Annotated in this window: 26 protein-coding genes; 20 read left to right on the top strand and 6 right to left on the bottom strand. The window is 70.7% G+C overall.

The window, feature by feature from the left end:
- Positions 1–56: 56 nt before the first annotated feature.
- The gene (locus AB0C28_RS23285; protein WP_357846357.1) at positions 57–293 is read right to left on the bottom strand and encodes a glutaredoxin family protein; all 237 of its coding nucleotides are present in this window, start codon (positions 291–293) and stop codon (positions 57–59) included.
- 116 nt (positions 294–409) lie between these two features.
- Here AB0C28_RS23285 and AB0C28_RS23280 point away from each other — a divergent pair, with 116 nt between their 5' ends.
- The 7 genes from AB0C28_RS23280 to hemL all read left to right on the top strand — a co-directional run bounded on the left by AB0C28_RS23280 (position 410) and on the right by hemL (position 7,968).
- Positions 410–1,087 carry a redox-sensing transcriptional repressor Rex gene (locus AB0C28_RS23280; protein ID WP_357846355.1) on the top strand — a complete coding sequence of 226 codons (678 nt, stop codon included), beginning with the start codon at positions 410–412 and terminating at the stop codon, positions 1,085–1,087.
- Positions 1,084–2,340 (top strand): glutamyl-tRNA reductase, encoded by a 1,257-nt coding sequence (locus AB0C28_RS23275; RefSeq protein ID WP_357846353.1) that lies wholly within the window; start codon positions 1,084–1,086, stop codon positions 2,338–2,340. Before AB0C28_RS23280 ends, AB0C28_RS23275 begins: the two co-directional genes overlap by 4 nt.
- Entirely contained in the window at positions 2,337–3,257 is a 921-nt protein-coding gene (gene hemC / locus AB0C28_RS23270; RefSeq protein ID WP_357846351.1) for a hydroxymethylbilane synthase, read from the top strand. The genes AB0C28_RS23275 and hemC overlap by 4 nt, the downstream gene beginning before the upstream one ends.
- Positions 3,254–4,798 (top strand): bifunctional uroporphyrinogen-III C-methyltransferase/uroporphyrinogen-III synthase, encoded by a 1,545-nt coding sequence (locus AB0C28_RS23265; RefSeq protein ID WP_357846349.1) that lies wholly within the window; start codon positions 3,254–3,256, stop codon positions 4,796–4,798. Before hemC ends, AB0C28_RS23265 begins: the two co-directional genes overlap by 4 nt.
- A complete protein-coding gene (gene hemB / locus AB0C28_RS23260; RefSeq protein WP_357846347.1) occupies positions 4,795–5,781 on the top strand; it encodes a porphobilinogen synthase in 987 nt (328 codons plus the stop codon). The genes AB0C28_RS23265 and hemB overlap by 4 nt, the downstream gene beginning before the upstream one ends.
- Before the next feature lie 130 nt (positions 5,782–5,911).
- Entirely contained in the window at positions 5,912–6,541 is a 630-nt protein-coding gene (locus AB0C28_RS23255) for a bifunctional DNA primase/polymerase (RefSeq protein WP_357846346.1), read from the top strand.
- Positions 6,542–6,678: 137 nt separating this feature from the next.
- On the top strand, positions 6,679–7,968 hold the full coding sequence (hemL, locus tag AB0C28_RS23250; protein ID WP_357846344.1) for a glutamate-1-semialdehyde 2,1-aminomutase: 1,290 nt from the start codon (positions 6,679–6,681) through the stop codon (positions 7,966–7,968).
- 159 nt (positions 7,969–8,127) lie between these two features.
- Here the strand turns inward: hemL and AB0C28_RS23245 are convergent, their stop codons facing one another.
- Positions 8,128–9,003, bottom strand: coding sequence for an EamA family transporter (locus AB0C28_RS23245; RefSeq protein WP_358077186.1), 876 nt, complete (start codon positions 9,001–9,003; stop codon positions 8,128–8,130).
- Positions 9,004–9,196: 193 nt separating this feature from the next.
- On the opposite strand from AB0C28_RS23245, the gene AB0C28_RS23240 reads away from it, so the two are divergent.
- Positions 9,197–10,117, top strand: coding sequence for a LysR family transcriptional regulator (locus AB0C28_RS23240; protein ID WP_346100964.1), 921 nt, complete (start codon positions 9,197–9,199; stop codon positions 10,115–10,117).
- 83 nt (positions 10,118–10,200) lie between these two features.
- On the opposite strand, the gene AB0C28_RS23235 is transcribed toward AB0C28_RS23240, so the two are convergent.
- A complete protein-coding gene (locus tag AB0C28_RS23235; protein WP_358077183.1) occupies positions 10,201–11,052 on the bottom strand; it encodes a DMT family transporter in 852 nt (283 codons plus the stop codon).
- 187 nt (positions 11,053–11,239) lie between these two features.
- On the opposite strand from AB0C28_RS23235, the gene AB0C28_RS23230 reads away from it, so the two are divergent.
- The 5 genes from AB0C28_RS23230 to ccsB all read left to right on the top strand — a co-directional run bounded on the left by AB0C28_RS23230 (position 11,240) and on the right by ccsB (position 15,901).
- A complete protein-coding gene (locus AB0C28_RS23230) occupies positions 11,240–11,878 on the top strand; it encodes a histidine phosphatase family protein (RefSeq protein ID WP_357846337.1) in 639 nt (212 codons plus the stop codon).
- A 122-nt stretch (positions 11,879–12,000) separates the two neighbouring features.
- Positions 12,001–12,576 carry a TlpA disulfide reductase family protein gene (locus tag AB0C28_RS23225; RefSeq protein ID WP_357846335.1) on the top strand — a complete coding sequence of 192 codons (576 nt, stop codon included), beginning with the start codon at positions 12,001–12,003 and terminating at the stop codon, positions 12,574–12,576.
- Positions 12,569–13,291: a cytochrome c biogenesis protein CcdA gene (locus AB0C28_RS23220; RefSeq protein WP_358077180.1), complete on the top strand. Its 723-nt coding sequence runs from the start codon at positions 12,569–12,571 to the stop codon at positions 13,289–13,291. The genes AB0C28_RS23225 and AB0C28_RS23220 overlap by 8 nt, the downstream gene beginning before the upstream one ends.
- Complete coding sequence (locus AB0C28_RS23215; RefSeq protein ID WP_358077177.1) at positions 13,291–14,865, top strand: cytochrome c biogenesis protein ResB; 1,575 nt, start codon at positions 13,291–13,293, stop codon at positions 14,863–14,865. The genes AB0C28_RS23220 and AB0C28_RS23215 overlap by 1 nt, the downstream gene beginning before the upstream one ends.
- A complete protein-coding gene (gene ccsB, locus AB0C28_RS23210) occupies positions 14,855–15,901 on the top strand; it encodes a c-type cytochrome biogenesis protein CcsB (protein ID WP_358077174.1) in 1,047 nt (348 codons plus the stop codon). Before AB0C28_RS23215 ends, ccsB begins: the two co-directional genes overlap by 11 nt.
- 126 nt (positions 15,902–16,027) lie before the next feature.
- Here the strand turns inward: ccsB and AB0C28_RS23205 are convergent, their stop codons facing one another.
- Entirely contained in the window at positions 16,028–16,321 is a 294-nt protein-coding gene (locus tag AB0C28_RS23205; RefSeq protein ID WP_357846326.1) for a PLDc N-terminal domain-containing protein, read from the bottom strand.
- Positions 16,322–16,478: 157 nt separating this feature from the next.
- On the opposite strand from AB0C28_RS23205, the gene AB0C28_RS23200 reads away from it, so the two are divergent.
- Positions 16,479–17,675: a hypothetical protein gene (locus AB0C28_RS23200; protein ID WP_358077171.1), complete on the top strand. Its 1,197-nt coding sequence runs from the start codon at positions 16,479–16,481 to the stop codon at positions 17,673–17,675.
- A 10-nt stretch (positions 17,676–17,685) separates the two neighbouring features.
- On the top strand, positions 17,686–17,928 hold the full coding sequence (locus AB0C28_RS23195) for a hypothetical protein (protein WP_357846322.1): 243 nt from the start codon (positions 17,686–17,688) through the stop codon (positions 17,926–17,928).
- A 286-nt stretch (positions 17,929–18,214) separates the two neighbouring features.
- Here AB0C28_RS23195 and AB0C28_RS23190 read toward each other — a convergent pair whose 3' ends face one another.
- The gene (locus AB0C28_RS23190) at positions 18,215–18,436 is read right to left on the bottom strand and encodes a BldC family transcriptional regulator (protein WP_026214226.1); all 222 of its coding nucleotides are present in this window, start codon (positions 18,434–18,436) and stop codon (positions 18,215–18,217) included.
- 256 nt (positions 18,437–18,692) lie between these two features.
- Here AB0C28_RS23190 and AB0C28_RS23185 point away from each other — a divergent pair, with 256 nt between their 5' ends.
- Positions 18,693–18,911 carry a DUF4229 domain-containing protein gene (locus AB0C28_RS23185; RefSeq protein ID WP_357846320.1) on the top strand — a complete coding sequence of 73 codons (219 nt, stop codon included), beginning with the start codon at positions 18,693–18,695 and terminating at the stop codon, positions 18,909–18,911.
- Here AB0C28_RS23185 and AB0C28_RS23180 read toward each other — a convergent pair.
- Positions 18,908–20,113 carry a hypothetical protein gene (locus tag AB0C28_RS23180; protein ID WP_358077168.1) on the bottom strand — a complete coding sequence of 402 codons (1,206 nt, stop codon included), beginning with the start codon at positions 20,111–20,113 and terminating at the stop codon, positions 18,908–18,910. The genes AB0C28_RS23185 and AB0C28_RS23180 overlap by 4 nt on opposite strands.
- A 107-nt stretch (positions 20,114–20,220) precedes the next feature.
- Between AB0C28_RS23180 and AB0C28_RS23175 the strand changes: the two genes are divergently transcribed.
- The 4 genes from AB0C28_RS23175 (at position 20,221) to AB0C28_RS23160 (ending at position 23,565) form a co-directional block, all read left to right on the top strand.
- Entirely contained in the window at positions 20,221–20,937 is a 717-nt protein-coding gene (locus tag AB0C28_RS23175; protein WP_357846316.1) for a demethylmenaquinone methyltransferase, read from the top strand.
- Between the two features lie 357 nt (positions 20,938–21,294).
- Positions 21,295–22,551: a geranylgeranyl reductase family protein gene (locus AB0C28_RS23170; protein WP_358077165.1), complete on the top strand. Its 1,257-nt coding sequence runs from the start codon at positions 21,295–21,297 to the stop codon at positions 22,549–22,551.
- 64 nt (positions 22,552–22,615) lie between these two features.
- Positions 22,616–23,011 (top strand): NADH-quinone oxidoreductase subunit A, encoded by a 396-nt coding sequence (locus AB0C28_RS23165; protein ID WP_111175515.1) that lies wholly within the window; start codon positions 22,616–22,618, stop codon positions 23,009–23,011.
- Between the two features lie 2 nt (positions 23,012–23,013).
- Positions 23,014–23,565, top strand: coding sequence for an NADH-quinone oxidoreductase subunit B family protein (locus AB0C28_RS23160; RefSeq protein WP_346100979.1), 552 nt, complete (start codon positions 23,014–23,016; stop codon positions 23,563–23,565).
- The last annotated feature ends 52 nt before the right edge of the window (positions 23,566–23,617 follow it).

The following is a 23,617-nucleotide window of genomic DNA, read 5'->3' as shown; positions in this document are numbered from 1 at the left end:
CGGCTCCCGTTCCGCCTGCCGTCACGTTGCGAACGTGGCTCCCGTCTCCCCGGCCGTCACGTTTCGAGCGCGGCCCTCAGCCTGGCCTCGTCTACCCGCCAGAAGTCGTGCTGGACCCCGTCGATCAGCGTCACCGGGATCATCTCCCAGTATTTCTCGGTCAGCTCCGCCGACGACTCGATGCTGACCTCCTCCCACGGCACGCCCAGCTCGCCCGCGACCCTGGCGATGACCTCGCGCGCGTCGTCACACAAGTGACACCCGGGCTTGCCGAGCAAGGTGATGCGATGCATGGAGCAACCGTACCGCCGCCGACTTTGTGCATCGGTTCACAAAGGGATTAACCTGAAAGACGGTTCGATTCCTATCACGCGGTCCCCAAGCCGCCCGTTCCCTGGAGCACCGGCACGTGAAGAGCCCGTCCCAGCCCCGCGACCGCGGCATCCCCGAAGCCACGGTGGCCCGGCTCCCGTTGTACCTTCGGGCGCTGCACGGGATGGCGGAGCGGGGGATCGCGACCGTCAGCTCGGAAGACCTGGCCGTCGCCGCAGGGGTCAACTCGGCCAAATTGCGCAAGGATCTGTCACACCTGGGCTCCTACGGCACGCGGGGCGTAGGATATGACGTCGAATACCTCGTCTATCAGATCTCCCGCGAGCTCGGACTGACCCAGGACTGGGCGGTAGCGATCGTCGGAGTCGGTAACCTCGGCCGCGCGCTGGCCAACTACGGCGGTTTCGTCTCCAGGGGCTTCCGGGTCGCGGCGCTCGTGGACGCCGACCCCGAAGTGGTGGGCGACACCATCGCGGGGTTGAATGTGGAGCACATCGACGAACTGGAAGCCGTGATCGGGCGGCGCGGAGTCTCGATCGTGGTTCTGGCGACACCGGCGGCAGCGGCGCAGGCGGTCTGCGACCGTGTGATCGCCGCGGGCGTCACCAGCATCCTGAACTTCGCCCCTGTTGTACTTTCCGTGCCGGACAGCGTCGATGTCCGTAAAGTCGACCTATCAATCGAACTGCAGATTCTCGCGTTCCACGAGCAACGCAAGGCTGGGGGGCCACTCATGGCGATGGACGGTCAATGAGTGTTCTGGCTGTAGGACTCAGTCACCGGACCGCGCCGGTGGCACTGCTGGAGCGTGTCTCGATGACCGGTGAGGCGCTGGTCAAGCTCCTGCACGACGTACGACAGGACTCCTGCGTCGCCGAGGCCATGGTGATCTCGACCTGCAACCGGGTCGAGGTGCTGGTCACCGCCGACCGCTTCCACGCAGCCGTCACCGCCGTCACCGACCTGCTGAGCGTCCACTCCGGCGTGCCCGTCGAGGAGCTGCGGCCGCACTTCTTCGTGCACTACGAGGAGCGGGCCGTCGAGCACCTGTTCTCCGTCGTGTGCGGGCTCGACTCCATGGTCGTCGGCGAGGGCCAGATCCTCGGCCAGGTCCGCCAGGCGCTCAAGCTGGCCCAGCGGCAGGGCACCGTCGGCGCCACCCTCAACGAGCTGGTCCAGCAGGCACTGCGGGTCGGCAAGCGGGCCCACCACGAGACAGGCATCGACAAGCACGGCGCCTCGCTCGTCTCCGCCGGGCTCGCCCTGGCAGGCGACCTGACCGGGCGGCGCGCCCTGGTGGTGGGGGCCGGCTCCATGAGCTCCCTGGCCGCCGTCACGCTCGCCCGCGCGGGCGTCACCGACATCACCGTGGCCAACCGCACCTTCGAGCGCGGGGCCAGGCTGGCCGAGTCCGTCGGCGGGCGGGCGGTCGGGTTCGGCGCCGTGGCCGGCGAGCTGGCCGACGCCGACATCGTCATCACCTGCACCGGCGCCGGTCGCCACGTCGTCACCCCCGCCATGCTGAGCGGGCCCGCGTTCCTGCTCGACCTGGCGCTGCCGCACGACATCGACCCCGCCGTACGCGAGGTGCCCGGCGTCACGCTGGTGGACCTGGAGACGATCCAGGAGTCCGGCATCGGCTCCGCCGAGGGCGACGCCGTACGCACCGTACGCGACCTCGTGGCCGGCGAGCTGCGCGCCTACCTCGACGCCGAGCGGGCGGCCAAGGTCACCCCGACCGTGGTGGCGCTGCGCAGCAAGGCCGCGGGCGTGGTCGAGTCCGAGCTGGGCCGGCTCCTCATGCGCGTGCCCGAGCTCGACGAGCGGGCGCGCGACGAGGTCGCCATGACCGTGCAGCGGGTGGTGGACAAGCTGCTCCACGAGCCGACTGTGCGTGTCAAGCAGCTCGCCACCTGCCCAGGGGGCGATCATTATGCCGAAGCCCTGCGCGAGTTGTTCGACCTGGATCCGAAGATGCCCGAGGCCGTGAGGGAGGTGGAGCTGTGACGACCCGAACGCGCGCGCTGCGGCTCGGCACCCGCCGCAGCCTCATGGCGACCACGCAGTCCGGCATGGTGGCCGACGCCTACGTCCAGCGCACCGGGCGCGCGATCGAGCTGGTCGGCGTCACGACGTTCGGCGACGTCACCAAGGCCCACCTGGCCCAGCTCGGCGGTACGGGTGTGTTCGTCAACGCGCTGCGCGACAAGCTCGCCGAGGACGAGATCGACTTCGCCGTCCACTCGCTGAAGGACCTGCCGACCACGCAGGACCCGCGCTTCGTGCTGGCCGCCATCCCCGCCCGCCACGACCACCGCGACGCGCTGGTCGGCACGCACAAGTTCGCCGACCTCGCGCCGGGCGCCAGGGTCGGCACCGGCTCGCCGCGCCGGGTGGCCATGCTCAGCGCGCTCCGCCCCGACCTGGAATACGTCCCGATCCGCGGCAACGCCGACACCCGCATCGGCAAGGTCACCTCGGGCGAGCTCGACGCCGTCGTGCTCGCCTCGGCCGGCCTGGAGCGGATCGGCCGCAGCCACGAGATCGCGCAGATCTTCGAGAACGAGGAGCTGCTGCCCGCCCCCGGCCAGGGGGCGCTGGCCGTCGAGTGCCGCGCCGACCGCTCCGACCTGATCGAGTTCCTGCGGGTGCTCGACGACCCGTCAACCCGCTCCGCGGTGATCGCCGAGCGTGCCGTGCTGAACGCGCTGGAGGCCGGGTGTTCCGCCCCGGTGGGTGCTTTCGCGGCCGATGACGGGCACACTCTGAACCTGACCGCTGTGGTCGTCTCCATCGACGGCCGCGAAGCGGTCCGCAAGTCCGCCGCCGGCTCTCCTTCGGAGGCTGCGAAACTGGGCCGCCTCCTAGCGGCCGAGATGATCGCCGAAGGGGCCGACAGATTGATGGGGGAGCAATCCCATTGAGCTCCGATAGTCCGACCTCCGGTTTCGTCGCGTTCGTGGGCGCGGGTCCCGGCGATCCCAACCTGCTCACGCTCCGCGCCGCCGAACTGCTCGGCAAGGCCGACGCGGTGGTGCTCGACGACGAAACGCAAAGCCCGCTGCTGCGCCACTGCCGTGAAGGCGTCGAGATCGCCGAGCGCGACTTCGTCAAGCGTGCCGCCCGCGGGCAGCTCGTGGTGCGCCTGTGCGCGGGCGACCCGATGCTGTTCTCCTCGATCACCGAGGAGGTCGCGGCCTGCGCCGCGGCGGAGGTCGACTTCGAGATCGTGCCCGGCGTGCCGCCCGCGACCGCCGTGCTCACCTACGCCGGCATCCCGGCGGCCAGCGCCGTGCCCGAGTTCAGGATCGTCGACGCCGCCCAGGACCAGGACTGGGCCGTCCACGCCGCCTGCCGCGGCACGCTGGTCATCTACAACGGCATCGGCGACGCCGTGCCCATCGGCAAGGCGCTGATCGCGGGCGGCAAGCCCGACACCACGCCCGTCGCGGTCAGCAGCGGCGGCACCACCACCGAGCAGTACACCGTCGTGTCCACGCTCGGCCGGCTCCAGGCCGACCTCAAGCACGCCGGCTTCACCGAGCCCGCGCTGATCGTGGTCGGCGAGGCCGTCGGGCTGCGTGACAAGCTCTCGTGGTTCGAGACCAAGCCGCTGTTCGGCTGGCGGGTGCTGGTGCCCCGTACGAAGGAGCAGTCGCGCAGCCTCTCCGAGCAGCTCGTCGCCTACGGCGCGGTGCCCGAGGAGGTGCCGACCATCTCGGTCGAGCCGCCGCGCACGCCGCAGCAGATGGACCGCGCGATCAAGGGCCTGGTCACGGGCCGCTACGAGTGGGTGGCCTTCACCAGCGCCAACGCGGTCAAGGCCGTACGCGAGAAGTTCGAGGAATACGGCCTCGACGCCCGCGCCTTCGCCGGGCTCAAGGTGGCGGCCGTGGGCGACGCGACCGCGCGCGCCCTGGTCGAGTTCGGGGTCAAGCCCGACCTGCTGCCCTCCGGCGAGCAGTCGTCGGAAGGGCTCGTGGCCGAGTGGCCGCCCTACGACTCGATGCTCGACCCGATCAACCGGGTGCTGCTCCCGCGCGCCGACATCTCCACCGACACGCTCGTGGCCGGGCTCACCGAGCTGGGCTGGGAGTGCGACGACGTCACCGCGTACCGCACCGTGCGGGCCGCGCCGCCGCCCGCGCCGATCCGCGAGGCCATCAAGGGCGGCGGCTTCGACGCCGTGCTCTTCACGTCCTCGTCCACCGTGCGCAACCTCGTCGGCATCGCCGGCAAGCCGCACAACGTCACCGTGATCGCGGTCATCGGGCCGCAGACGGCCAAGACCGCCGAGGAGTTCGGGCTCCGCGTCGACGTCATGGCCGACACACCGTCCGCCTCCGCCTTGGCCGCCGCCGTGGCCGAGTTCGGGGCCAAGCAGCGTCAGGCGGCACTGGCCGCGGGCGACACCCCGCGCCGGCCCTCGCAAAACCGCCGTGGCGCCAGGAGGAGAGCCAAATGAGTGCCGCGCAGTTCCCCGTCGCCCGTCCCCGCAGGCTGCGTCGTGGCCCGGCCATGCGCCGCCTGGTCCAGGGCACCCGGCTGCACGCCGCCGACCTGATCCTGCCCATGTTCGTCAAGGAAGGGCTCACCGAGCCGCAGCCCGTGACCTCGATGCCGGGCGTGTTCCAGCACACGCGCGACTCGCTGCGCAAGGCCGCCCACGAGGCCGCCGAGGCCGGCGTGGGCGGGCTGATCCTGTTCGGCATCCCCGCCGTGAAGGACGCCCGCGGCTCGGCGGGCGACGACCCCGACGGGATCCTGCAGCAGGCGCTGCGCGACGTGCACGCCGAGGTCGGCGACGCTCTCGTGGTGATGGCCGACACCTGCCTCGACGAGTTCACCGACCACGGCCACTGCGGCATCCTCACCCCGTCGGGCGACGTCGACAACGACGCCACCCTTGAGCGGTACGCCTCCGTCGCGGTCGCCCAGGCCGAGGCCGGGGCCCACATGGTGGCGCCGAGCGGGATGATGGACGGGCAGGTCGGCGCGATCCGCACGGCGCTCGACGCGGCCGGTCACGCCGGCGTCCCGATCCTGGCCTATTCCATCAAATACTCCTCCGCCTTGTACGGGCCGTTCCGCGAGGCAGCCGAGTGCGCGCCGCAGTTCGGCGACCGCAGCACCCACCAGCAGGACCCCGCGGGCCCGCAGGACGAGGCGCTGCGCGAGGTCCGCCTCGACCTGGCGGAAGGCGCCGACGCCGTCATGGTCAAGCCGGCGGGGGCCTACCTCGACGTCATCGCCCACGTCCGCGCCGAGGTCGACGTGCCCGTGGCCGCCTACCAGGTGAGCGGCGAGTACGCGATGATCGAGGCCGCGGCGGCCAACGGCTGGGTCGACCGGGACCGGATGATCCACGAGTCGCTGGTCGCGATCAAGCGCGCCGGGGCCGACCTGATCCTCACCTACTGGGCCGTGGAAGTGGCACGAGGGCTCTAACCAAGGGGTTTCCCGTCAACTCCTGGGGCCCGTGGGTTAGAGTTGAAGGACTAGTGCTGGTGTGTCCCGCGTGTGCGTACAGCCCGGGATCCGGGACCTCTTCAGGCACTGTGAGGCGACGGGAGACACCATGGTGGGGGTACCACTGGCTCGGCGTACCAAAAAACGCGCGCGGCCGACACGCATCGACGCCGTGCTCGAATACGCCGCCCTGGGCTGGCCCGTGGTGCCCGGCGCCTACGCGCTGCGCACCGGGCCGCGTGCCTGCTCCTGTGACCGGGTCGGCTGTCCCGACCCGGGCGCCCATCCGCTGTCGCCCGCCTGGCATCTGCAGGCCACGACCGACCCGGCCCTGCTCACGCGCTGGTGGCAGGCCGAGCCCGAGGCCGGTGTGATTCTGCCCACGGGGCGCGTGTTCGACGTCTTCGACGTACCGCTCGCCGCCGGCCTGTCGGCCCTCACCCGGATCGACGCCGCCGACGCCCACCCAGGCCCGGTCGCCGCCAACGGCGACCGGGTCTTGTTCTACGTGGCCACGAGGGGCAATCCGGAGGACGAGGACGAGTGGTGGTCGTGCCACCTCGACTGCGACCCCGCGACCATCGACGACACGCCTGGGCTGCGCTGGCACTGCCGCGACAGCTACGTCGTGGCCCCGCCATCGACGCTGCCCGGCGGCCAGAGCGTCACCTGGCTGCGCGCCCCCGACGGGCGGCCCCTGCCCGACCCGCTGCTCCTGCTGGAGTGGCTGGCCGACTGAGCAGGCCCTGGCCGGGCGCCGATTCGGGGCAGATCCGGCGCTGATTTCTGGGCGGATTTCTGGGCTGCTTTCGGCGCTGAGCGGAAGCGCCTGCCTGCGGTGCGGGGGGCGCGGGGTGGCGCGGCTAACCTGGATCGGTGAGCCGTACACAGAAGTCCGACGACCTGTTCGCCCGCGCCCGCCAGATCGTCCCCGGTGGCGTCAACTCCCCGGTGCGCGCGTTCGGCGCGGTGGGCGGCACGCCCCGCTTCATGGCCTCGGGGCAGGGCCCCTACATCACCGACGTCGACGGCAACCGCTACGTCGACCTGGTCTGCTCGTGGGGCCCGATGATCCTCGGCCACCGCCATCCCGCCGTCGTCGAGGCGGTCTCCGGCGCGGTGGCCGGCGGGTTCTCCTACGGCACCGCGACGCAGGGCGAGGTCGAGCTGGCCGAGGCGATCGCCGAGCGGGTCGCGCCGGTCGAGAAGGTGCGGCTGGTCAGCTCCGGCACCGAGGCGACGATGAGCGCCGTACGGCTGGCCAGGGGCTTCACCGGGCGGTCCAAGGTGATCAAGTTCGCCGGCTGCTACCACGGCCACGTCGACGCGCTGCTGGCCGCGGCCGGCTCCGGCGTCGCCACGTTCGGGCTGCCCGACACCCCCGGCGTGACGGGGGCGTCGGCGGCCGACACGATCGTGCTGCCGTACAACGACATCGAGGCCGTCGAGGCGGCGTTCGCGTCGGCCGAGATCGCCTGCGTCATCACCGAGGCGTGCCCGGCCAACATGGGCGTCGTCCCGCCGCGCGACGGGTTCAACGCGCGCCTGCGCGAGCTGTGCACCGCGGGCGGCGCGCTGCTCATCGTGGACGAGGTGCTGACGGGCTTCCGCGTCTCGGCGGCCGGCTGGTACGGCCTCGACCCCGTCGACGCCGACCTGATGACGTTCGGCAAGGTCATGGGCGGCGGGCTGCCGGCGGCGGCGTTCGGCGGCCGGGCCGACGTCATGGGCCACCTCGCGCCCGAGGGCCCCGTCTACCAGGCGGGCACGCTGTCGGGCAACCCGCTGGCCTGCGCGGCGGGCCTGGCGACGCTGCGCGCCCTCGACGCGGAGGCGTACGCGCGGGTGGACGACGCGGCGCTGAAGGTCGGGCAGGCCGCCTCCGAGGCGCTGTCGGCCGCCGGGGTGCCGCACCGGCTGCAGCGGGCGGGCAGCCTGTTCTCGATCTTCTTCACGGACGCGGAGGTGACGAACTTCGCCGAGGCCAAGACACAGAACACGGCGGCGTTCACGGCCTTCTTCCACGCGATGCTCGACCAGGGCGTCTACCTGCCGCCGTCGGCCTACGAGGCGTGGTTCCTGTCGGCCTCCCACGACGACGAGGCGCTCGGCCGCGTCGCCGAAGCCCTGCCCGCCGCCGCCAAGGCGGCCGCCGCCGTCCTCTGACCCCGTCGAGACAGGGAAGGCCGCGACCAGGGGAGTCGCGGCCGGTAGGACAGTGGGGCCCGGGACCGGTCCGGTGGGCGCAGGGGCCTGCGAGCGCGTGGTCGGCTCAGTGGGTGCGGGGGCTATGAGGGCGTGGTCGCCGGTTCGGCGGTGGCGGGCCTACGAGGGCGTGGCTGCGGGTTCGACGGATGCTGGGCGGCGGGGTCTGGTGCCGGTGTAGAGGACGCCGGAGACGATGAGCGCGGCGGCCAGCAGTTCGGGCCAGGACAGCGCCTCGCCGGTCACCAGGGCGGCCGACGACATGCCGAAGACGGGCACGAGCAGCGTGTACGGCGCCACGGTCGAGGCGTCGTAACGCCGCAGCAGCCAGCCCCAGACGCCGAAGCCGCCCAGGGTCGAGACGAAGGCCACGTAGACGAGGGAAAGCCAGCCCTCCATGGCGGTGCTCAGCACCGGCGCCCCTTCCACCAGCACCGACAGGAGCAGGAGAGGCGGCGCGGAGAAGGCGCTCACCCAGACCATGAAACGCAGGGAGTCGGGCGGCGCGGCGCGGCGCTGGACGACGTTCCCCAGCCCCCAAGCCGCGGCGGCGGCCACGCACAGGGCGAAGGCGCCCAGCGGGCCGGCGACGCCGAAGTCGAACGCGACCAGGGCCAGCCCGCAGAACGCGACGGCCAGCCCGAGCACGCGGCGGGCGGTGAGCCGCTCACCGAGCAGCGTCACCGCGAACAGCACGGTGAACAGCGCCTGCATCTGCAGGACGAGGGAGGTCAAGCCGGCCGGCATGCCCGCTCGCATTCCCACGAGCAGGAGCCCGAACTGGCCGGCTCCCAGGGTGGCCGCCACCCCGGCGACCCAGCGCCACGGGACTCCCGGCCGGCCCACGAAGAGCAGGGCGGGGAACGCGGCCATGGCGAAGCGGACGCCGGCGTACAGCAGGGGCGGGAAGTACCGCAGGCCGACCTGCATGACCACGAAGTTGAAGCCCCAGACGGCCGCGAGGCCGACGGCGAGGGCGAGGTGGCGGGGGCTCACTCAGCAAGCTCAGCGAGCGGGCTTCTGGTACCGGATCCGCTGGTCGCGGGCCTGCTCGGCGAGCACCTTGAGGTAGGACACGGAACCGGTCTGCTGCTTCTTCGTCTTCAGGATTCTCATGCATCTATTTTCATCTGCTACACATTCAACGACAAGCGAGACTTTCTACGCTAAACCGTTTAGGCTGGCTTACATGTTGGACTTGAACCGGTTGAAGGCACTTCACGCAGTCCACGTCTACGGTTCTGTCGGGGCCGCCGCGGACGCGCTCATGGTCACGCCGTCGGCGGTGTCGCAGCAGATCGCCAAGCTGGAGCGCGAGACCGGCGCCAGGCTGATGGAGCGCAACGGGCGCGGCGTGCGCCTGACCGACGCGGCCGGGCTGCTCGCCGAGCACGCCGAACGTATCCTCGCCCTGGTCGAGACCGCGGAGGCCGACTTCGAGGCGCTGCGTGGCGAGGTCGTCGGCCGGCTCAACATCGCCGCCTTCCCCACCGCCGCGCGCGGGCTCATGCCGGGCGCGCTCGTCTCGCTCAGAGGCCGCCATCCCGATCTGCAGGTGCAGCTCAGCGAGCGCGATCCCGAGCGGGTGGTGCGCGAGGTGGCCAGGGGCGAGCTGGACCTGGGCGTGATCCAGGACTGGCTCAACCGGCCCATGGCCATCCCCGAGGGCCTGTCCAAGGCGACGCTGCTGGACGACGTGGCCGACGTGGCCATCCCGGCCGCGCACCCGCTGGCCGACCGGCGCGAGGTCGAGCTGGCCGCGCTGAGCGGCGAGCAGTGGATCAGCGGCGCCCCCGGCACGGTCTGTCACGACTGGCTGGTCTACACGCTGCGCAGCGCCTCGCTGGAGCCGGAGATCTCGTGCATGGCCGACGAGTACCCGACCCAGCTCGCGCTGGTGGCGGCGGGCCTGGGCTGCGCGATCGTGCCGCGGCTCGGCCGTGACTGCGTGCCCGACGGCGCCCGGCTCGTCCCGCTCCTGCCGCGCCAGTCCCGGCGCATCTACGCGATCTGGCGCCAGGACGCGGCCCGCCGCCCCGCGATCCGCGCCATGGTCGACGCCCTGGTCGAGGCCAGCAAACAGCAGGAGAACGCCTGGGCCGTCACCTGACGACCACCCGCGAGTCGGCCCAGGGCGCGGCGAGCAGACCAGGTCACGGCGGATCAGCTCGGGGCAGATAAGCGCAGCGCGGATCAGCTCAGGGCGATCGCCACGACGCCGCCGAGGATGACGGCCGCCGCCATCAACCGGCGCCGTACGTCGCCCTCGGCCAGCAGCCGTCCCCCGAGCAGGACCGCGATCAGCACGCTGACCTCGCGGGCCGGCGCCACCACGCTGACCGGCGCCATCGTGAACGCGAACAGGATCAGCAGGTACGACACGAAGATCAGCACGGCCGCCCCCACCACCCGGTACCGATGCTCCCGCCAGACCGGCCGGATCAGCGCCCGCCGGGCGCCGAGCACGAAGGGCGTGAGCGCCAGCGCCCGCAGCACCTCGCCGAGGTAGTTCAGCATGATCGGCGCCACCGCGAACGCGCTCACCACCCGCGAGTCCCACACCGTGTACGCGGCGATGAACACCCCCACGACCAGCCCGGGAACCAGCCCTTTGAGCTCCGCGTGCCCGCCGCCCATCAGGAACACCCCGGCCCCGATCAGCACGATCCCGGCGATGTTGGCGGCCGACGGGCGCTCGCCCAGGAACAGCACCGCGACCAGGCAGGCCAGCATCGGCCCCGTGCCCCGGGCGACCGGGTAGACGAGCGACAGGTCGCTGCGGCCGTACCCGCGCTGGAGCAGCACGAAGTAGCCGAGGTGGAGCATCATGCTTCCGCCCGCCACCGCGAGGTCCTTCCAGGTGACGGGAGTGCCCGTGACCAGCAGGAACCCGGCGAACAGCGGGCTCCAGACGACGGCCGCCGACACGGCGACGAGCCAGAGGAAGACAGGCCCGTCGGCCAGGGCGGCGCGCTTGCTCAGCAGATTCCAGGTGGCGTGGGAGACGGCGGCGGTCAGGACGAGGACGAATGCCCATGGGCTCACGCGGGAGGCTCCTTCCGGCCCGACTTTACGACGGACGCCCACGGGCTGACCCGGGAGGCTCCTTCCGGCCTGTACGACGGACGCCCACAGGCCGGCGTGGGGAGGCTCCCTTCCGGCCCGACTTTACCCCGCGCGCCTCGCGGGCCCTGGCGGCGCGGCGCGGCCGAGCGGATAGGCTGTGGCCACCATGGCTGAAACCACCGTCGTCCACCTGCTGCGCCACGGTGAGGTGCACAATCCCGGGGGCGTCCTCTACGGCAGGCTGCCCGGCTACCACCTGTCGGAGACAGGTCACCTCATGGCCGAGACGGTCGCCAAGGCGGTCGGCGGCCGTGACATCGTCGCCATCTACAGCTCGCCGCTGGAGCGCGCGCGGGAGACGGCGGCTCCGCTCGCCGCGAAACTCGGCATCGACGTCGTCCGGGACGAGCGGCTGATCGAGGCGGGCAACCTGCTGGAGGGCCGGGTTCTGGGCCAGGGGCTGGCCGTGCTGCGCAACCCGCGCAACTACCGCTATTTCTGGAATCCGATGCGTCCGTCCTGGGGCGAGCCCTATCCGGTCATCGTCCGGCGGATGAAGTCGATCATCGACGAGGCGCGGGCGGCGGCGCGCGGCCACGAGGCGGTGCTGGTCAGCCACCAGCTCCCGATCTGGGCGATCAGGTCGGCCGCGGAGGGCCGCAGGCTGTGGCACGACCCCCGCCGCCGGCAGTGCGCGCTGGCCAGCCTCACGACGCTCACGTTCGACGGCGATCGTCTGGTCAGCATCGGTTACAGCGAGCCGGCCGGAGGTCTGGAGACGGGACCCACCGTCCCCGGCGCCTGATGTTCCGGGCAGAGCGCCCTGCGAGACGGGCCCGCCGTCGCCGGGGCCTGATGTCCGGGGCGGAAGGACGCACCGGTAGAGTTGCAAGCTCTACCGGTTGTAGTACAAGGAGATCTTCCTCCGTGCGCGCCAAGTCCATCTCCCTCCTTCTCCTGGCCCCCCTGGCTCTTCTGGCCGCCGGCTGCGCGGGCTCTCAGGGCGGGCAGCCCCAGGCCGGTGACACCCGGTTCGTCCCGGGCGACGGGAAGATGCAGGTGTTCGAGACGAGCGAGCGCAAGGCCGCGCCCGCGATCGAGGGGCCGACCCTCGACGGCGCCACCGCCTCGCTGGCCGCGCACAAGGGCAAGGTCGTGGTGCTCAACTTCTGGGCGTCCTGGTGCGGCCCGTGCCGGGCCGAGGCGCCGGTGCTCAAGGAGGTCGCGGCCAAGACGAAGGCCGGCGGCGTCGAGTTCCTCGGCGTCGACTTCAAGGACCGCCAGGCCGACGCGAAGGCGTTCGAGCGCACCGAGCAGACCGGCTACCCCCACATCTTCGACCAGCCCGGCAAGGTCGCGCTGGCCTTCCAGGGCACGGTGCCGCCCGCGGCGATCCCGTCCACGCTGATCATCGACAAGCAGGGCAGGATCGCGGCCAGGGCGCTGGGCGCGGTCAAATACACCGACCTGATGAACGCGGTGACCAAGGTGCGCGATGAGTGACGTCGTCGCCTCGGGCTCGCTGCTCCTGGCCGTGCCCATCGCGGTGCTGGCGGGTGTGGTGTCGTTCCTGTCGCCGTGCGTGCTGCCGCTGGTGCCCGGCTACCTGTCGTACGTGACCGGCATGAGCGCCGACCCCAAGCGGGGGCGGCTGGTGCTGGGGACGGCGCTGTTCGTGGCCGGGTTCGGGCTGGTGTTCGTGCTCAGCGGGGCGCTGTTCGGCGGGCTCGGGTCCGTCCTGCTGGGCAACGCGGAGATCATCACCCGGGTGCTCGGTGTGCTCACCATCGGGCTCGGGCTCGCCTTCCTCGGCGTGCTGCCGGGCCTGATGCGCGACGTGCGCATCCACCGCCTGCCCGCCGCGGGGCTGGCGGGCGCGCCGCTGCTCGGGGTGGTGTTCGGGCTCGGTTGGACGCCGTGCATCGGGCCGACGCTGGCCGTCGTGCTGACGCTCGGGATCAACGAGGGCAGCGCAGGACGCGGCGCGCTCCTGGCCATGGCGTACGCCCTGGGCCTCGGTCTGCCCTTCGTGGGCGCGGCGCTGGCCTACAGCCGGGCCCTGCGTACGTTCCGGGCCATCCGCAAGCACTCGCGCCTGATCACCAGGGTCGGCGGCGGCATGATGGTGGCCGTCGGCGTGCTGCTCGTGACCGGGCTCTGGGGAGAGATGATCGCGGCCATGCAGGGCTTGATCGGCGCGTTCGAGCCGGTGATCTGATGAGCGTCGACGAGCTGGAGCGCAAGCGGGCGCCCGAGCGGGCCTCGTTCGGGGCCGTGGCCTGGCTGCGCTGGGTGTGGCGCACGCTCACCTCGATGAAGACGGCCCTCATCCTGCTGTTCCTGCTCGCGCTCGGTTCGGTGCCCGGCTCGCTGGTGCCGCAGCGCGGCGTCGAGCCCGACAAGGTCGCCCGGCTCTACGAGCAGAGCCCGACGCTGGCCGCGTGGTACGACCGGTTCCAGCTCTTCGAGGTCTTCACCTCGGTCTGGTTCGCCGCCATCTACCTGCTGCTGTTCACCTCGCTGATCGGCTGCGTCATCCCGCGGGTCACGACGTACGTACGCGAGCTGCGCCGCAAGCCGCCCGCCGCGCCGAAGAACCTGTCCAGGCTGCCCCACACCGCCTCGTTCGAGACCGGGCTGGACGACGGGCCCGGGGTCGAGCAGGCCGCGCGGCGGCTGCGCCGGCTGCGCTTCCGCGTCGTGACGGGCGACGGCTGGGTGTCGGCCGAGAAGGGCTATCTGCGCGAGACCGGCAACCTGCTCTTCCACATCGCCCTGCTCGGCATCCTGCTCGCCATCGGGGGCGGCTCGCTCTACGGCTACCGGGGCAACGTGCTGGTCGTCGAGGGCGACGGCTTCGCCAACACCGTGGCCGCCTACGACCGGTTCTTCCCGGGCAGCCAGGTCTCGGCCGAGTCGCTGGAGCCGTTCTCCTTCCAGCTCCAGGACCTCAAGGTGGCCTACCAGGTCACCGGCGACAAGCGCGGGCAGGTGCTCGACTACACCGCCCACCTCAAGGTCAACGACTCGCCGCAGGCGCCGGCCCGCGACTACGACCTCAAGGTCAACGATCCGCTGGAGGTCGACGGCACGCAGACGTACCTGATCGGCAACGGCTACGCGCCCGTGTTCAGGGTGACCGACGGCAAGGGGCAGGTGGCCTTCGAGGGGCCCGTGGCCTGCCTGATCGAGGAGAAGGCCACGATGACCTCGGGCTGCGTGGTCAAGGTGCCCGACGCGCGGCCGTCGCAGCTCGGGTTCCTGCTGCGCTTCCTGCCGACCAGCGTGCCGCTGACCGACGGCAACCACGCCTCGGCCTTCCCCGGCGAGCTCAACCCCGAGGTGCAGGTGCTCGGCGCCTTCTCCGGCGATCTGGGCGTACGCTCGGGCAAGCCGCAGTCGGTCTACGAGCTGGCCGAGCCCGAGGTGCTGAAGAAGCTCAACCGGCTGTTCATGGGCTCCAACACGCCCAAGCCGCTGGCCGTGGGGCAGTCGGTGGACCTGCCCGGCGGGCTGGGCAAGCTCGAGTTCACCGGCGTCAAGGAGTGGATCACGATCCAGACGGCCTACGACCCGGGCCGCATGCCCGCGTTGATCGCGGCCGGCACGGCCGTCGTCGCCATCGCGCTCTCGCTCATGATCCGCCGCCGCCGGGTGTTCGTCCGGATCGCGGGCGGCCGGGTCGAGGTGGGCGGCCTGACCCGTACGGAAGGGTCCGCGACGGGCTTCGCCGAGGAGTTCGCCGGGATCGTCAAGGTTCTATCAGCAGCAGGAGACAAGGATGTCCGCTGAGCAGCTAGCCGAGCTGAGCGACCTGTTCGTCGTCGCAGCCGTCTTGCTCTACGTCTTCGCCATGGTCGGCTTCGCCGTCGATCTCGCCTTCGGCCGGGCCCGTTCCGACCGGGCCGCCGCTGGAGAGCCGGTCGAGGCCAGACAGCCGGTCGCGGTCGGAGCCGCCGTGACGGGCGGGGAGTCCTCCGCGACGTCCGAGGCGTCCCAGGCGCCGGAAGTGGCGTCAGAAGCGGCGGCAGGGGCGGCGGCGGGAGCTGTGGCAGGGGCCGCTGAGACGGGCACGGAGGCCGTGAAGGCGGCGGGCGGGCCCAACGGTCCCGCGCGGGCCGGCACGGTGGCTCTGGCGCTCGCCTGGCTCGGCTGGGCCGCCAACTTCGGCGCCCTCGTCACCCGCGGCCTGGCCGTGGACCGGTGGCCGTGGGGCAACATGTACGAGTTCGTGGTCGCGATCTCCTTCGCCGCCGTGACCGCGTTCCTCGTCACCCAGATTCGCCACAACGTGCGCTTCATGGGCGCGTTCGTCATGGTCACCGCCGCGCTCGGCCTCGGGCTCGCGGTCAAGGTGTTCTACACGGTCGCGGGGCCGGTGGTGCCGGCGCTGGACTCGTACTGGATCGCCATTCACGTCAGCGCCGCCATCATCGCCACCGGCCTGATGACGATGGCCGGGGTGTCCGGCATCCTCTACCTGGTGCGCGGCGACGGCGCGTCACGCCTGCCGTCCCGCGCGGACCTGGAGCGGGTGGCGCACCGGGCGATCGTGTTCGCGTTCCCGCTGTGGACGTTCGCCGTCATCGCGGGTGCGCTGTGGGCGGACCGGGCATGGGGCCGCTACTGGGGCTGGGACCCCAAGGAGGTGTGGGCCTTCATCACCTGGGTGGCCTACGCCGCCTATCTGCACGCCAAGGCGACGGCCGGATGGAAGGGCAGGGCATCGACGATCGTGCAGCTCGTGGCGTTCGGCTGCCTGCTGTTCAACCTGATCGGCGTCAACATCTTCATCGACGGCCTGCACAGCTACGCCGACGTCGACTGACGCACGGCGGCTGAGTTTCTGAGACGGGCTTACTGAAACGGCCGTCCGCTCACGTCGGACGGCGCAGGGCGGGCCGGCTCGCAGCCGGCCCGTTCGTGCTGTCCGGCTCTGTCTAGCTCACGCCGGCTAGCTCACGTCGTCGCCGCGCATGCGGCGGTCGAGGTCGCGCAGGAAGTCGGGGTCGTCATCCGGCCCCTTCGGTATGCCCGGCCCCGGGGGCACGGGCCACGCCGCCCGAGGGGCGCGCGGACGGCCACGCGCCATCCACACCACGCCGCCGAGCAGAGGGATGACTACGACGATGAGGATCCACAGTGCCTTTGGTACGTTCCTAACCTCGTCTTCGGGCGTGGTGACCACGTCGAAAAGCGAGAAGAGCCAGAAGACCAGCAGCGCCAGGCCAATCAGAACAACTGCCATGCCCGAACTGTAAGCCATCGCACGACCTGATCGTGCTGCCCGATGTCCCATATCGGGTGACTAGCGGAAGATCCGCGTCGTACGGTGGAAACGGATGTGACGGTGTCCACGGGGGTCCGCGTGGCCGGGTGGGCATCCACGGGCGTTGAGAGGTGCGATGGCCTTTTCTGCGGACAGGAGTCCGGGCGACAAAGGTCGGCATCGGCGCGGCCGCTGGTGGCGGCGCGGTTCCTACCTCTTCTCCCGCCGCGCCGAGGCCCCGCCCGACGCCGAGCGCTCCTTCTGGTCCAGGACCCGTGAGCGGCGCCAGGAGGCCAAGGCGGCCGCGCGGCGCGAGGCGGCGCGGCGCCCCGGCGAGGGCAGGCCCGAACGGTCAGGCTGGCCCGGCGACGGCCGGCCCGATCGTTCCGGCTGGCCGGGCGGCGAACACGCCGAGCGCGTGGCCTGGCCCGGCGAGCCCGAGCGGGCGTACGGGCCCGGCGGGCGCGACAGGGCGTCCGGGCCTGAAGGGCACGAGAGGGCCGCGTGGCCCGGCGGTGGCGAGCGTGAGCGGATGACGTGGCCGGGCGGCGACGCCCCCGGGCCGTGGGAAAGGCGTCATGAGATGAGCCGGGACGGATTCACGCTGCGCGAACACGGCGAACGGCTGCCCGCCGCCGTCATGATGGACCGCCCCCGCTACACCTGGTACGACTTCGAGCTGGCCGACCAGCCGCTCAGGGCCCAGCCCAACCGCCCCGACGCGCCCTCGCTCGGCGACGGCCTGCGCCACTGCGGGAAGCTGGAGACGATCCTGCACCGTCAGTGGGACGCCAGGCGCGGCCGGCCCCCGGTGGACCTCATCCGCGCCGTGGAGAGCCTGGCCAGACTGCCGGAACGGCTGAAGGAGCTGCTCGCGGAGGGCCTGGAGGGCATCTACGTCGGCCCTGGCGGCGTCCCCGACCTCGACGACATGGGTTACTTACGCGGCGCCCCGCTCCCGTCGGGCCGCGCGACCTGGGACATCTGCGCGGGCGCGTACGGCGACCGCAAGATCGTCGTGGGCGACCGCCCCTCACCGACCCCCGACGTGATGATGCACGAGGTGGGCCACGCGATCGACGACATCGACTCGGCCTACGGCGCCTGGGTGTCCGACTCGCCGGAGTTCGTACGGCTCTACGAAACGGCCGTCCCGCTGCTGGCCTCGACGTTCCACCGCCAGGGCGGCGGGCTGGGCCGCAAGGAGTTCTTCGCCGACGCCTTCGCCGCCATCGCCTCCCGCCAGCGCCCGGCCCTCGTCGACATGCTCGGCGGCGACACGCGCATGGCGCTCGACATCATGCTGTTCTTCAACCGGCGCTACGGAATCTAGGTGATCGGCCATGTACGTCATCCGGCTCGCGGACGGGACACTGCGCGTGCCGCAGAGCCTGTCCAGCGAAGACGGGCGTCTGATCGGCAACGCGTACGTGGACGTGCAACCCGGTGACCCCGACTACGAGCAGTGGTTGCCGGAATCGCTGACCGAGGAGGAGCTGGAGCTGCGCCGCCGTCGCTGGGAAGAGGAGAACGACGAGCTGGAGCGCGAGTTCCTGGCCTTCAAGGCGCGACAGGAGGACGCCTGAGCCGGCGACCCGGGAAAGACGCGAGAGACGTTCAGCCGGTAGAAAGACGCAAGAGACGTCAGGCAGGGAGAAAAGAGCGCCTTCGAGCGGGGCACTGGTCGCCGCCTGTGCGGGGAGATCGGGCAGGCGCCAGCCACGGTCGGCGGTTGGCGCCGCCCCGTGCTCGCCGTACGAAAGTGTGGCCGGAAAGCACGCCGAACAAGTGGGTCCCGCCAGCGGTGATCCTGGGGGTGGTGGTCGCCGTTGCCGACGGGCCACCGTGCAGGATCACCGACTTGACGGAACGTCAGACGCGCGGGGACTCACCTGCTGGCCTGTCGGCCGTAAGAACGTCCTCGCCTCGGAGAAGGGCGTGGACTTCCGACTCGCGGAAGCGCCGGTGCCCTCCGGGGGTGCGGATACTGCTGATGCGGCCTGCCGCAGCCCAGCGCGTAACCGTCTTTGGGTCTACCCGGAAGAGGGCGGCAACCTCTCCAGGGGTCAGCAGACGCTCGCTGCTACTCTCCACCAATCTCTCCCCCTCGCATCCCGCTTCCTGCCAGCGGGCGGACAGGTAACAAGTGTGTCGAGCGAAGCCTGATTTATCCGTGGTTTTCGACAAAGATCACGGGTTGTTATCAGCTGACTGCCCGATTGTTATATGATAGAGCCTCTTTGGGGCTCTCGTGGGTGTTTCTTTACGAAACTCCCTAACTGGGAACAGTAGCAGTGCTCGCGACCGATGCGAAGAGCGAGCCGTACGCAGGTCCGAGTAACCTCGACCTGTGCGTCCCGTTCTCCTTTACACCGCGTCCAGGCTCGCCCTGTTTCTCGTGACTCTCGGTGTCCTGTTCCTGCTAGGACTGCAAAACCCGCTCGCGCTGATCGCGGCTTCTTTCTTGATCAGCGGCATAGCGAGCTACGTCTTGCTGTCGAAGCAGCGTGACGCCGTCAGCGAGCGTCTCAGCCACAGGATCGACCGCCCCAAGCCGCAAGACGACTAGGGCAGGGGGAACATGCCAATCCGGGCATGGTACTCCCGTCCGAGTCTCGTTGTGTCGCTACCGACAAGTAGTCCGCCGCTGTGCGCGTAAAACGCCTTCACGCCGATGCCGCGCTCCCGAGTGGGATTCCAACTGAGCGCCTTTCCGGTACGCGGATGAATGGCGCCGATGCCAGGCCGTGACACCGCGCCCGGCCCCGCCGAGTCGCGGCCCCGTGGATTGTCCAGCCAGCGCTGATGTCCTCCGACGTAGACGGCCGCGCCGGTCACCGCGACGGCGTAGAGCGAGTCGCCGCCCGTGGCGTTGACCCAGGTGGGCCGGATGGCCGAGCCCCTGCTGTAGGTCTCGAACCTGGCGGCCGTGTCGCAGATCCCGCCCCTGGCGCCGCCGGTGGTGACCACCGCGAAATAGCTGCCGTCGGGGGAGAAGTCGAGGCCCCGTACATAGGAGGGGAAGTTCGGGCTGCACGCCTGCGCGTACGCCTCCGTACGCCAGGGCGCGACTTTGGCCTGCGCGCCGCCGACGTCGATCAGCCCGAGCTGCGGCCGGGAGTGGCCGCCGAGCGTGGTGAACGAGCCGTCCACGGCCAGCCGGTCGCGTGAGACGGCCAGCGCGTGCACCTTCACCCGCGTGGTCAGCGGCCCGCCCGGCGTGATGGCGAAGGCCGGGTCGGCCGCGCCGGTGGTGGCGTCGAGCCCGGCCAGCGCCGTACGCGGGCTGGTGAAGTCGCCGCCGACGTACAGCCTGGCGCCCTGCCTGACCACCGAGGTGACCATGCCGCCGCCGATGCGCGGATCGAAGCCGGGCGTGAGCGAGCCGTCGGCGAGGGCGAGCCTGGCCAGGCCGCGGGCGCGCTGGTGGTTGACGCCGTGGAACTCGCCGCCCACATAGACGGTGCCGCGGTCGCCGGCGGCCAGGCTGAAGACCGGCCCGGCCACGCTCGGCGCGAAGCCGGGCAGGATCCGGCCGGTGACCAGGTCGTAGGCGAACAGGTTGTCGCGCGCGTGGATCGTTCCACGGGCGGCGTCGCTCACTTCGCTGAACGAGCCGCCGACGACGACGGTGCGCCCGACGACGGTGATGGCGTTGACGATGCCGTCGAGCACATGAGGGGTGGTGTCTATCGGGTCGGCCGACACGACGCGCGGATGCGCGGCGGGAGCCGAGGCGATGATGGCCGCAAGGGCGACACGGGAAAGCATTCGCCAATATCTAGCAGACGTTGCGTAGTCTCATGGCTACTTTCCGTCGATTGTCCAGGATGGGCGTGTCCGCCTGTCCGGGGGCGCCTGCCCGTAGGGTGTGGGGCATGACGCGCGCTCAGTTGGACAAACAGCCGGATGAGGTCGCCGCGATGTTCGATCGCACCGCCCGGCGCTACGACCTGGTCAATGACGTGATCTCGCTCGGGCAGGTGAGGCTCTGGCGCAAGGCGGTGGCCGCCGCCGTGGACGCGGGTCCCGGTGAGCTCGTGCTCGATCTGGGGGCCGGCACCGGCACCTCCACCGACGCGTTCACCACGCTGGGTGCGCGGGCCATCGCCTCCGACTTCTCGCTCGGCATGCTCCGCACCGGCGTGGCCCGCCACGGGGGCAACGCGCTGTCGGGGGCCGGGGTGCCGTTCCTCGCGGGTGACGCGACGCGGCTGCCCTTCGCCGACGACGTGTTCGACGCGGTGACGATCTCGGTGGCGCTGCGCAACGTGCACGACACCGGCATGGCGCTGCGGGAGATGCTGCGCGTGACCAAGCCGGGCGGGCGGCTGGTCATTCTGGAGTTCTCCCATGTGACGATCAAAGCGTTCGACCTCGTCTACCGCGAATATCTGATGCGGATGCTGCCGAAGGTGGCCAAGGTGTTCGGGTCCAACGACGACTCCTACGAATATCTGGCCGAGTCGATCAGAGACTGGCCCGATCAGCGGACGCTGGCCAGGACCATCCAGGAGGCCGGCTGGGAACGCGTCGCCTGGCGCAATCTCACCGCGGGGATCGTGGCCGTGCACCGGGGTTTCAAGCCCGCTTGATCTTGCCGGGCGGTCGCGCGTTTCGCGGGTAATTTCAGTGGGACGAGTCCGGCGGAAAAAATGCCGGCGGCGATTCGCGAGCGCCGGACCGGATCGACGGCCCACTCCCCGCAGTCGTGCGGCGCTCCTGACCGGCCGCGCTCGGATCCAGTCAGGGCCTGCTGCTAGCGTGACGGATCATGAGTGCGCTGCCCCCAGGCGACACGCCATCCACTTGGATCACAGAACGGCACCCCGACTGCCACTATGTACCCGAAAAGCAGTAGACTGCGGCCCGGTAAGTTTGTGAAGGGGTTCACAAAGGAACGAAGGCGCGACACCCCACGGCCTTCGAGCGTGTAGGGACAGGACAGTCCAGTGACCGTGCCAACAGCCATACAGGCTGACGCCGCCGACGTCATCGTCGTCGGCGCCGGTCCCGCCGGTTCCGCAACCGCCTTTTACCTCGCTCAGGCCGGGCTCGACGTGCTGCTCCTGGAGAAGACCAGGTTCCCCCGGGAGAAGGTCTGCGGCGACGGTCTGACCCCGCGTGCGGTCAAGCAGTTGCAGAACATGGGCGTCGACATCGACGCGCCCGGCTGGATCAGGAACAAGGGCCTGCGTGTCGTCGGCGGCGGCCTGCGCTTCGAGCTCGACTGGCCCCAGCTCGAACGCTTCCCCGACTTCGGGCTCGTCCGCACCCGGCAGGACTTCGACGAGATCGTCGCCGCCAACGCGGTCAAGAACGGCGTACGCCTCATGGAGGGCGTCACCGTCACCGGCCCCGTCCTCGACGACCGCAGCGGCCACATCGTCGGCGTGACCACCAAGGACGGCCGCACCTTCCGCAGCCGCGTGGTCGTGGCCGCCGACGGCAACAGCACCCGCCTGGCCCTGGGCATGGGCCTGCACAAGCGCGAAGACCGCCCGATGGGCGTGGCCGTGCGCACCTACTTCGAGAGCCCGCGTCACGACGACGACTACCTGGAGACCTGGCTGGAGCTGTGGGACGGCGACACGCTGCTGCCCGGCTACGGCTGGGTGTTCGGCGTCGGCGACGGCACCTCCAACGTGGGGCTCGGGCTGCTCAACACCAGCTCACAGTTCGGCAACATCGACTACCGCGACCTGCTGCGGCGCTGGTGCCGGTCGATGCCGGCGGAGTGGGGCTTCACCGAGGAGAACATGACGGGCCCGATCCGCGGCGCCGCGCTCCCGATGGCCTTCAACAGGCAGCCCCACTACACACGCGGCCTGGTGCTCGTGGGAGACTCCGGCGGGGCGATCAACCCGTTCAACGGCGAGGGCATCGCCTACGCCATGGAGACCGGCGAGATCGCCGCCGAGATCATCGCGAAGGCCCTCAGGACCACCACCCCCGCGCAGCGGGAACGGACCCTGCGGACCTATCCTCAAGTGCTGAAGGACGCCTACGGCGGCTACTTCACACTGGGGAGACTGTTCGTCGAGGCGATCGGGAAGCCCGGGGTGATGAGCTTCGGCACCAAGCACGGGCTGCCTCACCCGAGGCTGATGCGCTTCGCGCTCAAACTCCTTGGTAATCTCACCGACCGGCGAGGCGATGCGTCGGACATGATCATTAACGCACTCTCGAAGGTCGCGCCACCAGCATGAATCTCGCAATCAACAGATCCGGCTGCGCGCCCGCGCGCGCGGCGACTCCAGAGGAGGCGTAGCGATGGACCTTTACGTGCCCATCCTGGTGCTCGCCGTTCTCGCGGGGGGCTTCGCGATCTTCTCGGTCGCCATCGCTCCCTTCACCGGTCCCAAGCGCTGGAACCGCGCCAAGCTTGACGCCTACGAATGCGGCATCGAGCCGACGCCCCAGCCGGTCGGTGGCGGACGGTTCCCGCTCAAATACATGGTCACGGCGATGCTCTTCATCGTCTTCGACATCGAGATCATCTTCCTCTACCCGTGGGCCGTCTCGTTCGCTCCGCAGACGGACGACCTCGGCCGCGTGCTCTCCTCGGGCCTGGGTCTGTTCGCGCTCGTCGAGATGCTGCTGTTCATCGTCACCGTGCTCGTCGCCTACGCGTACGTGTGGCGCCGCAAGGGTCTGGACTGGGACTGAAAATGGGACTTGAAGAGAAACTCCCCAGCGGGTTCATCCTCAGCACGGTCGAAGCGGCCGCCGGCTGGGCGCGCAAGAACTCCGTGTGGCCGGCCACGTTCGGTCTCGCGTGTTGCGCCATCGAGCTGATGGCCACCGGCGGCCCCCACTACGACCTGGCGCGCTTCGGTATGGAGCGCGCTTCGGCGTCTCCCCGCCAGGCCGACCTCATGATCGTCGCCGGGCGCGTGTCGCAGAAGATGGCTCCCGTCCTGCGGCAGATCTACGACCAGATGGCCGAGCCGAAGTGGGTCATCTCCATGGGCGTGTGCGCCTCCAGCGGCGGCATGTTCAACAACTACGCGATCGTGCAGGGCGTCGACCACGTCGTGCCGGTGGACGTCTACCTGCCCGGCTGCCCGCCGCGGCCCGAGATGCTCATCGACGCGATCGTGAAGCTGCACGACAAGATCCAGAACATGAAGTTCGGCGCGCACCGCGCCAAGCAGATCGAGGAGCTCGAACTGCAGGCGCTGCGCACGCTGCCGCTCATCGACCAGGGGAGCGCGAAGTGACCTCGCCAGACAACCTGCCCGAGGTCCCGGACGCGCAGGTCCCCGAGGTGCC

This window comes from Nonomuraea sp. NPDC048892, from assembly GCF_040649735.1.
GTDB classification, from domain to species: Bacteria; Actinomycetota; Actinomycetes; order Streptosporangiales; family Streptosporangiaceae; genus Nonomuraea; species Nonomuraea maheshkhaliensis.
This window is presented reverse-complemented; position numbering and strand designations above follow the sequence as displayed.

Coding starts and splice junctions, on each gene's coding strand:
- AB0C28_RS23285 (WP_357846357.1), bottom strand. CDS start 293: ATGCATCGCATCACCTTGCTCGGCAAGCCCGGGTGTCACTTGTGTGAC.
- AB0C28_RS23275 (WP_357846353.1), top strand. CDS start 1,084: ATGAGTGTTCTGGCTGTAGGACTCAGTCACCGGACCGCGCCGGTGGCA.
- hemB (WP_357846347.1), top strand. CDS start 4,795: ATGAGTGCCGCGCAGTTCCCCGTCGCCCGTCCCCGCAGGCTGCGTCGT.
- AB0C28_RS23255 (WP_357846346.1), top strand. CDS start 5,912: ATGGTGGGGGTACCACTGGCTCGGCGTACCAAAAAACGCGCGCGGCCG.
- AB0C28_RS23240 (WP_346100964.1), top strand. CDS start 9,197: ATGTTGGACTTGAACCGGTTGAAGGCACTTCACGCAGTCCACGTCTAC.
- AB0C28_RS23230 (WP_357846337.1), top strand. CDS start 11,240: ATGGCTGAAACCACCGTCGTCCACCTGCTGCGCCACGGTGAGGTGCAC.
- AB0C28_RS23220 (WP_358077180.1), top strand. CDS start 12,569: ATGAGTGACGTCGTCGCCTCGGGCTCGCTGCTCCTGGCCGTGCCCATC.
- AB0C28_RS23215 (WP_358077177.1), top strand. CDS start 13,291: ATGAGCGTCGACGAGCTGGAGCGCAAGCGGGCGCCCGAGCGGGCCTCG.
- ccsB (WP_358077174.1), top strand. CDS start 14,855: ATGTCCGCTGAGCAGCTAGCCGAGCTGAGCGACCTGTTCGTCGTCGCA.
- AB0C28_RS23205 (WP_357846326.1), bottom strand. CDS start 16,321: ATGGCAGTTGTTCTGATTGGCCTGGCGCTGCTGGTCTTCTGGCTCTTC.
- AB0C28_RS23200 (WP_358077171.1), top strand. CDS start 16,479: ATGGCCTTTTCTGCGGACAGGAGTCCGGGCGACAAAGGTCGGCATCGG.
- AB0C28_RS23195 (WP_357846322.1), top strand. CDS start 17,686: ATGTACGTCATCCGGCTCGCGGACGGGACACTGCGCGTGCCGCAGAGC.
- AB0C28_RS23180 (WP_358077168.1), bottom strand. CDS start 20,113: ATGCTTTCCCGTGTCGCCCTTGCGGCCATCATCGCCTCGGCTCCCGCC.
- AB0C28_RS23175 (WP_357846316.1), top strand. CDS start 20,221: ATGACGCGCGCTCAGTTGGACAAACAGCCGGATGAGGTCGCCGCGATG.
- AB0C28_RS23165 (WP_111175515.1), top strand. CDS start 22,616: ATGGACCTTTACGTGCCCATCCTGGTGCTCGCCGTTCTCGCGGGGGGC.
- AB0C28_RS23160 (WP_346100979.1), top strand. CDS start 23,014: ATGGGACTTGAAGAGAAACTCCCCAGCGGGTTCATCCTCAGCACGGTC.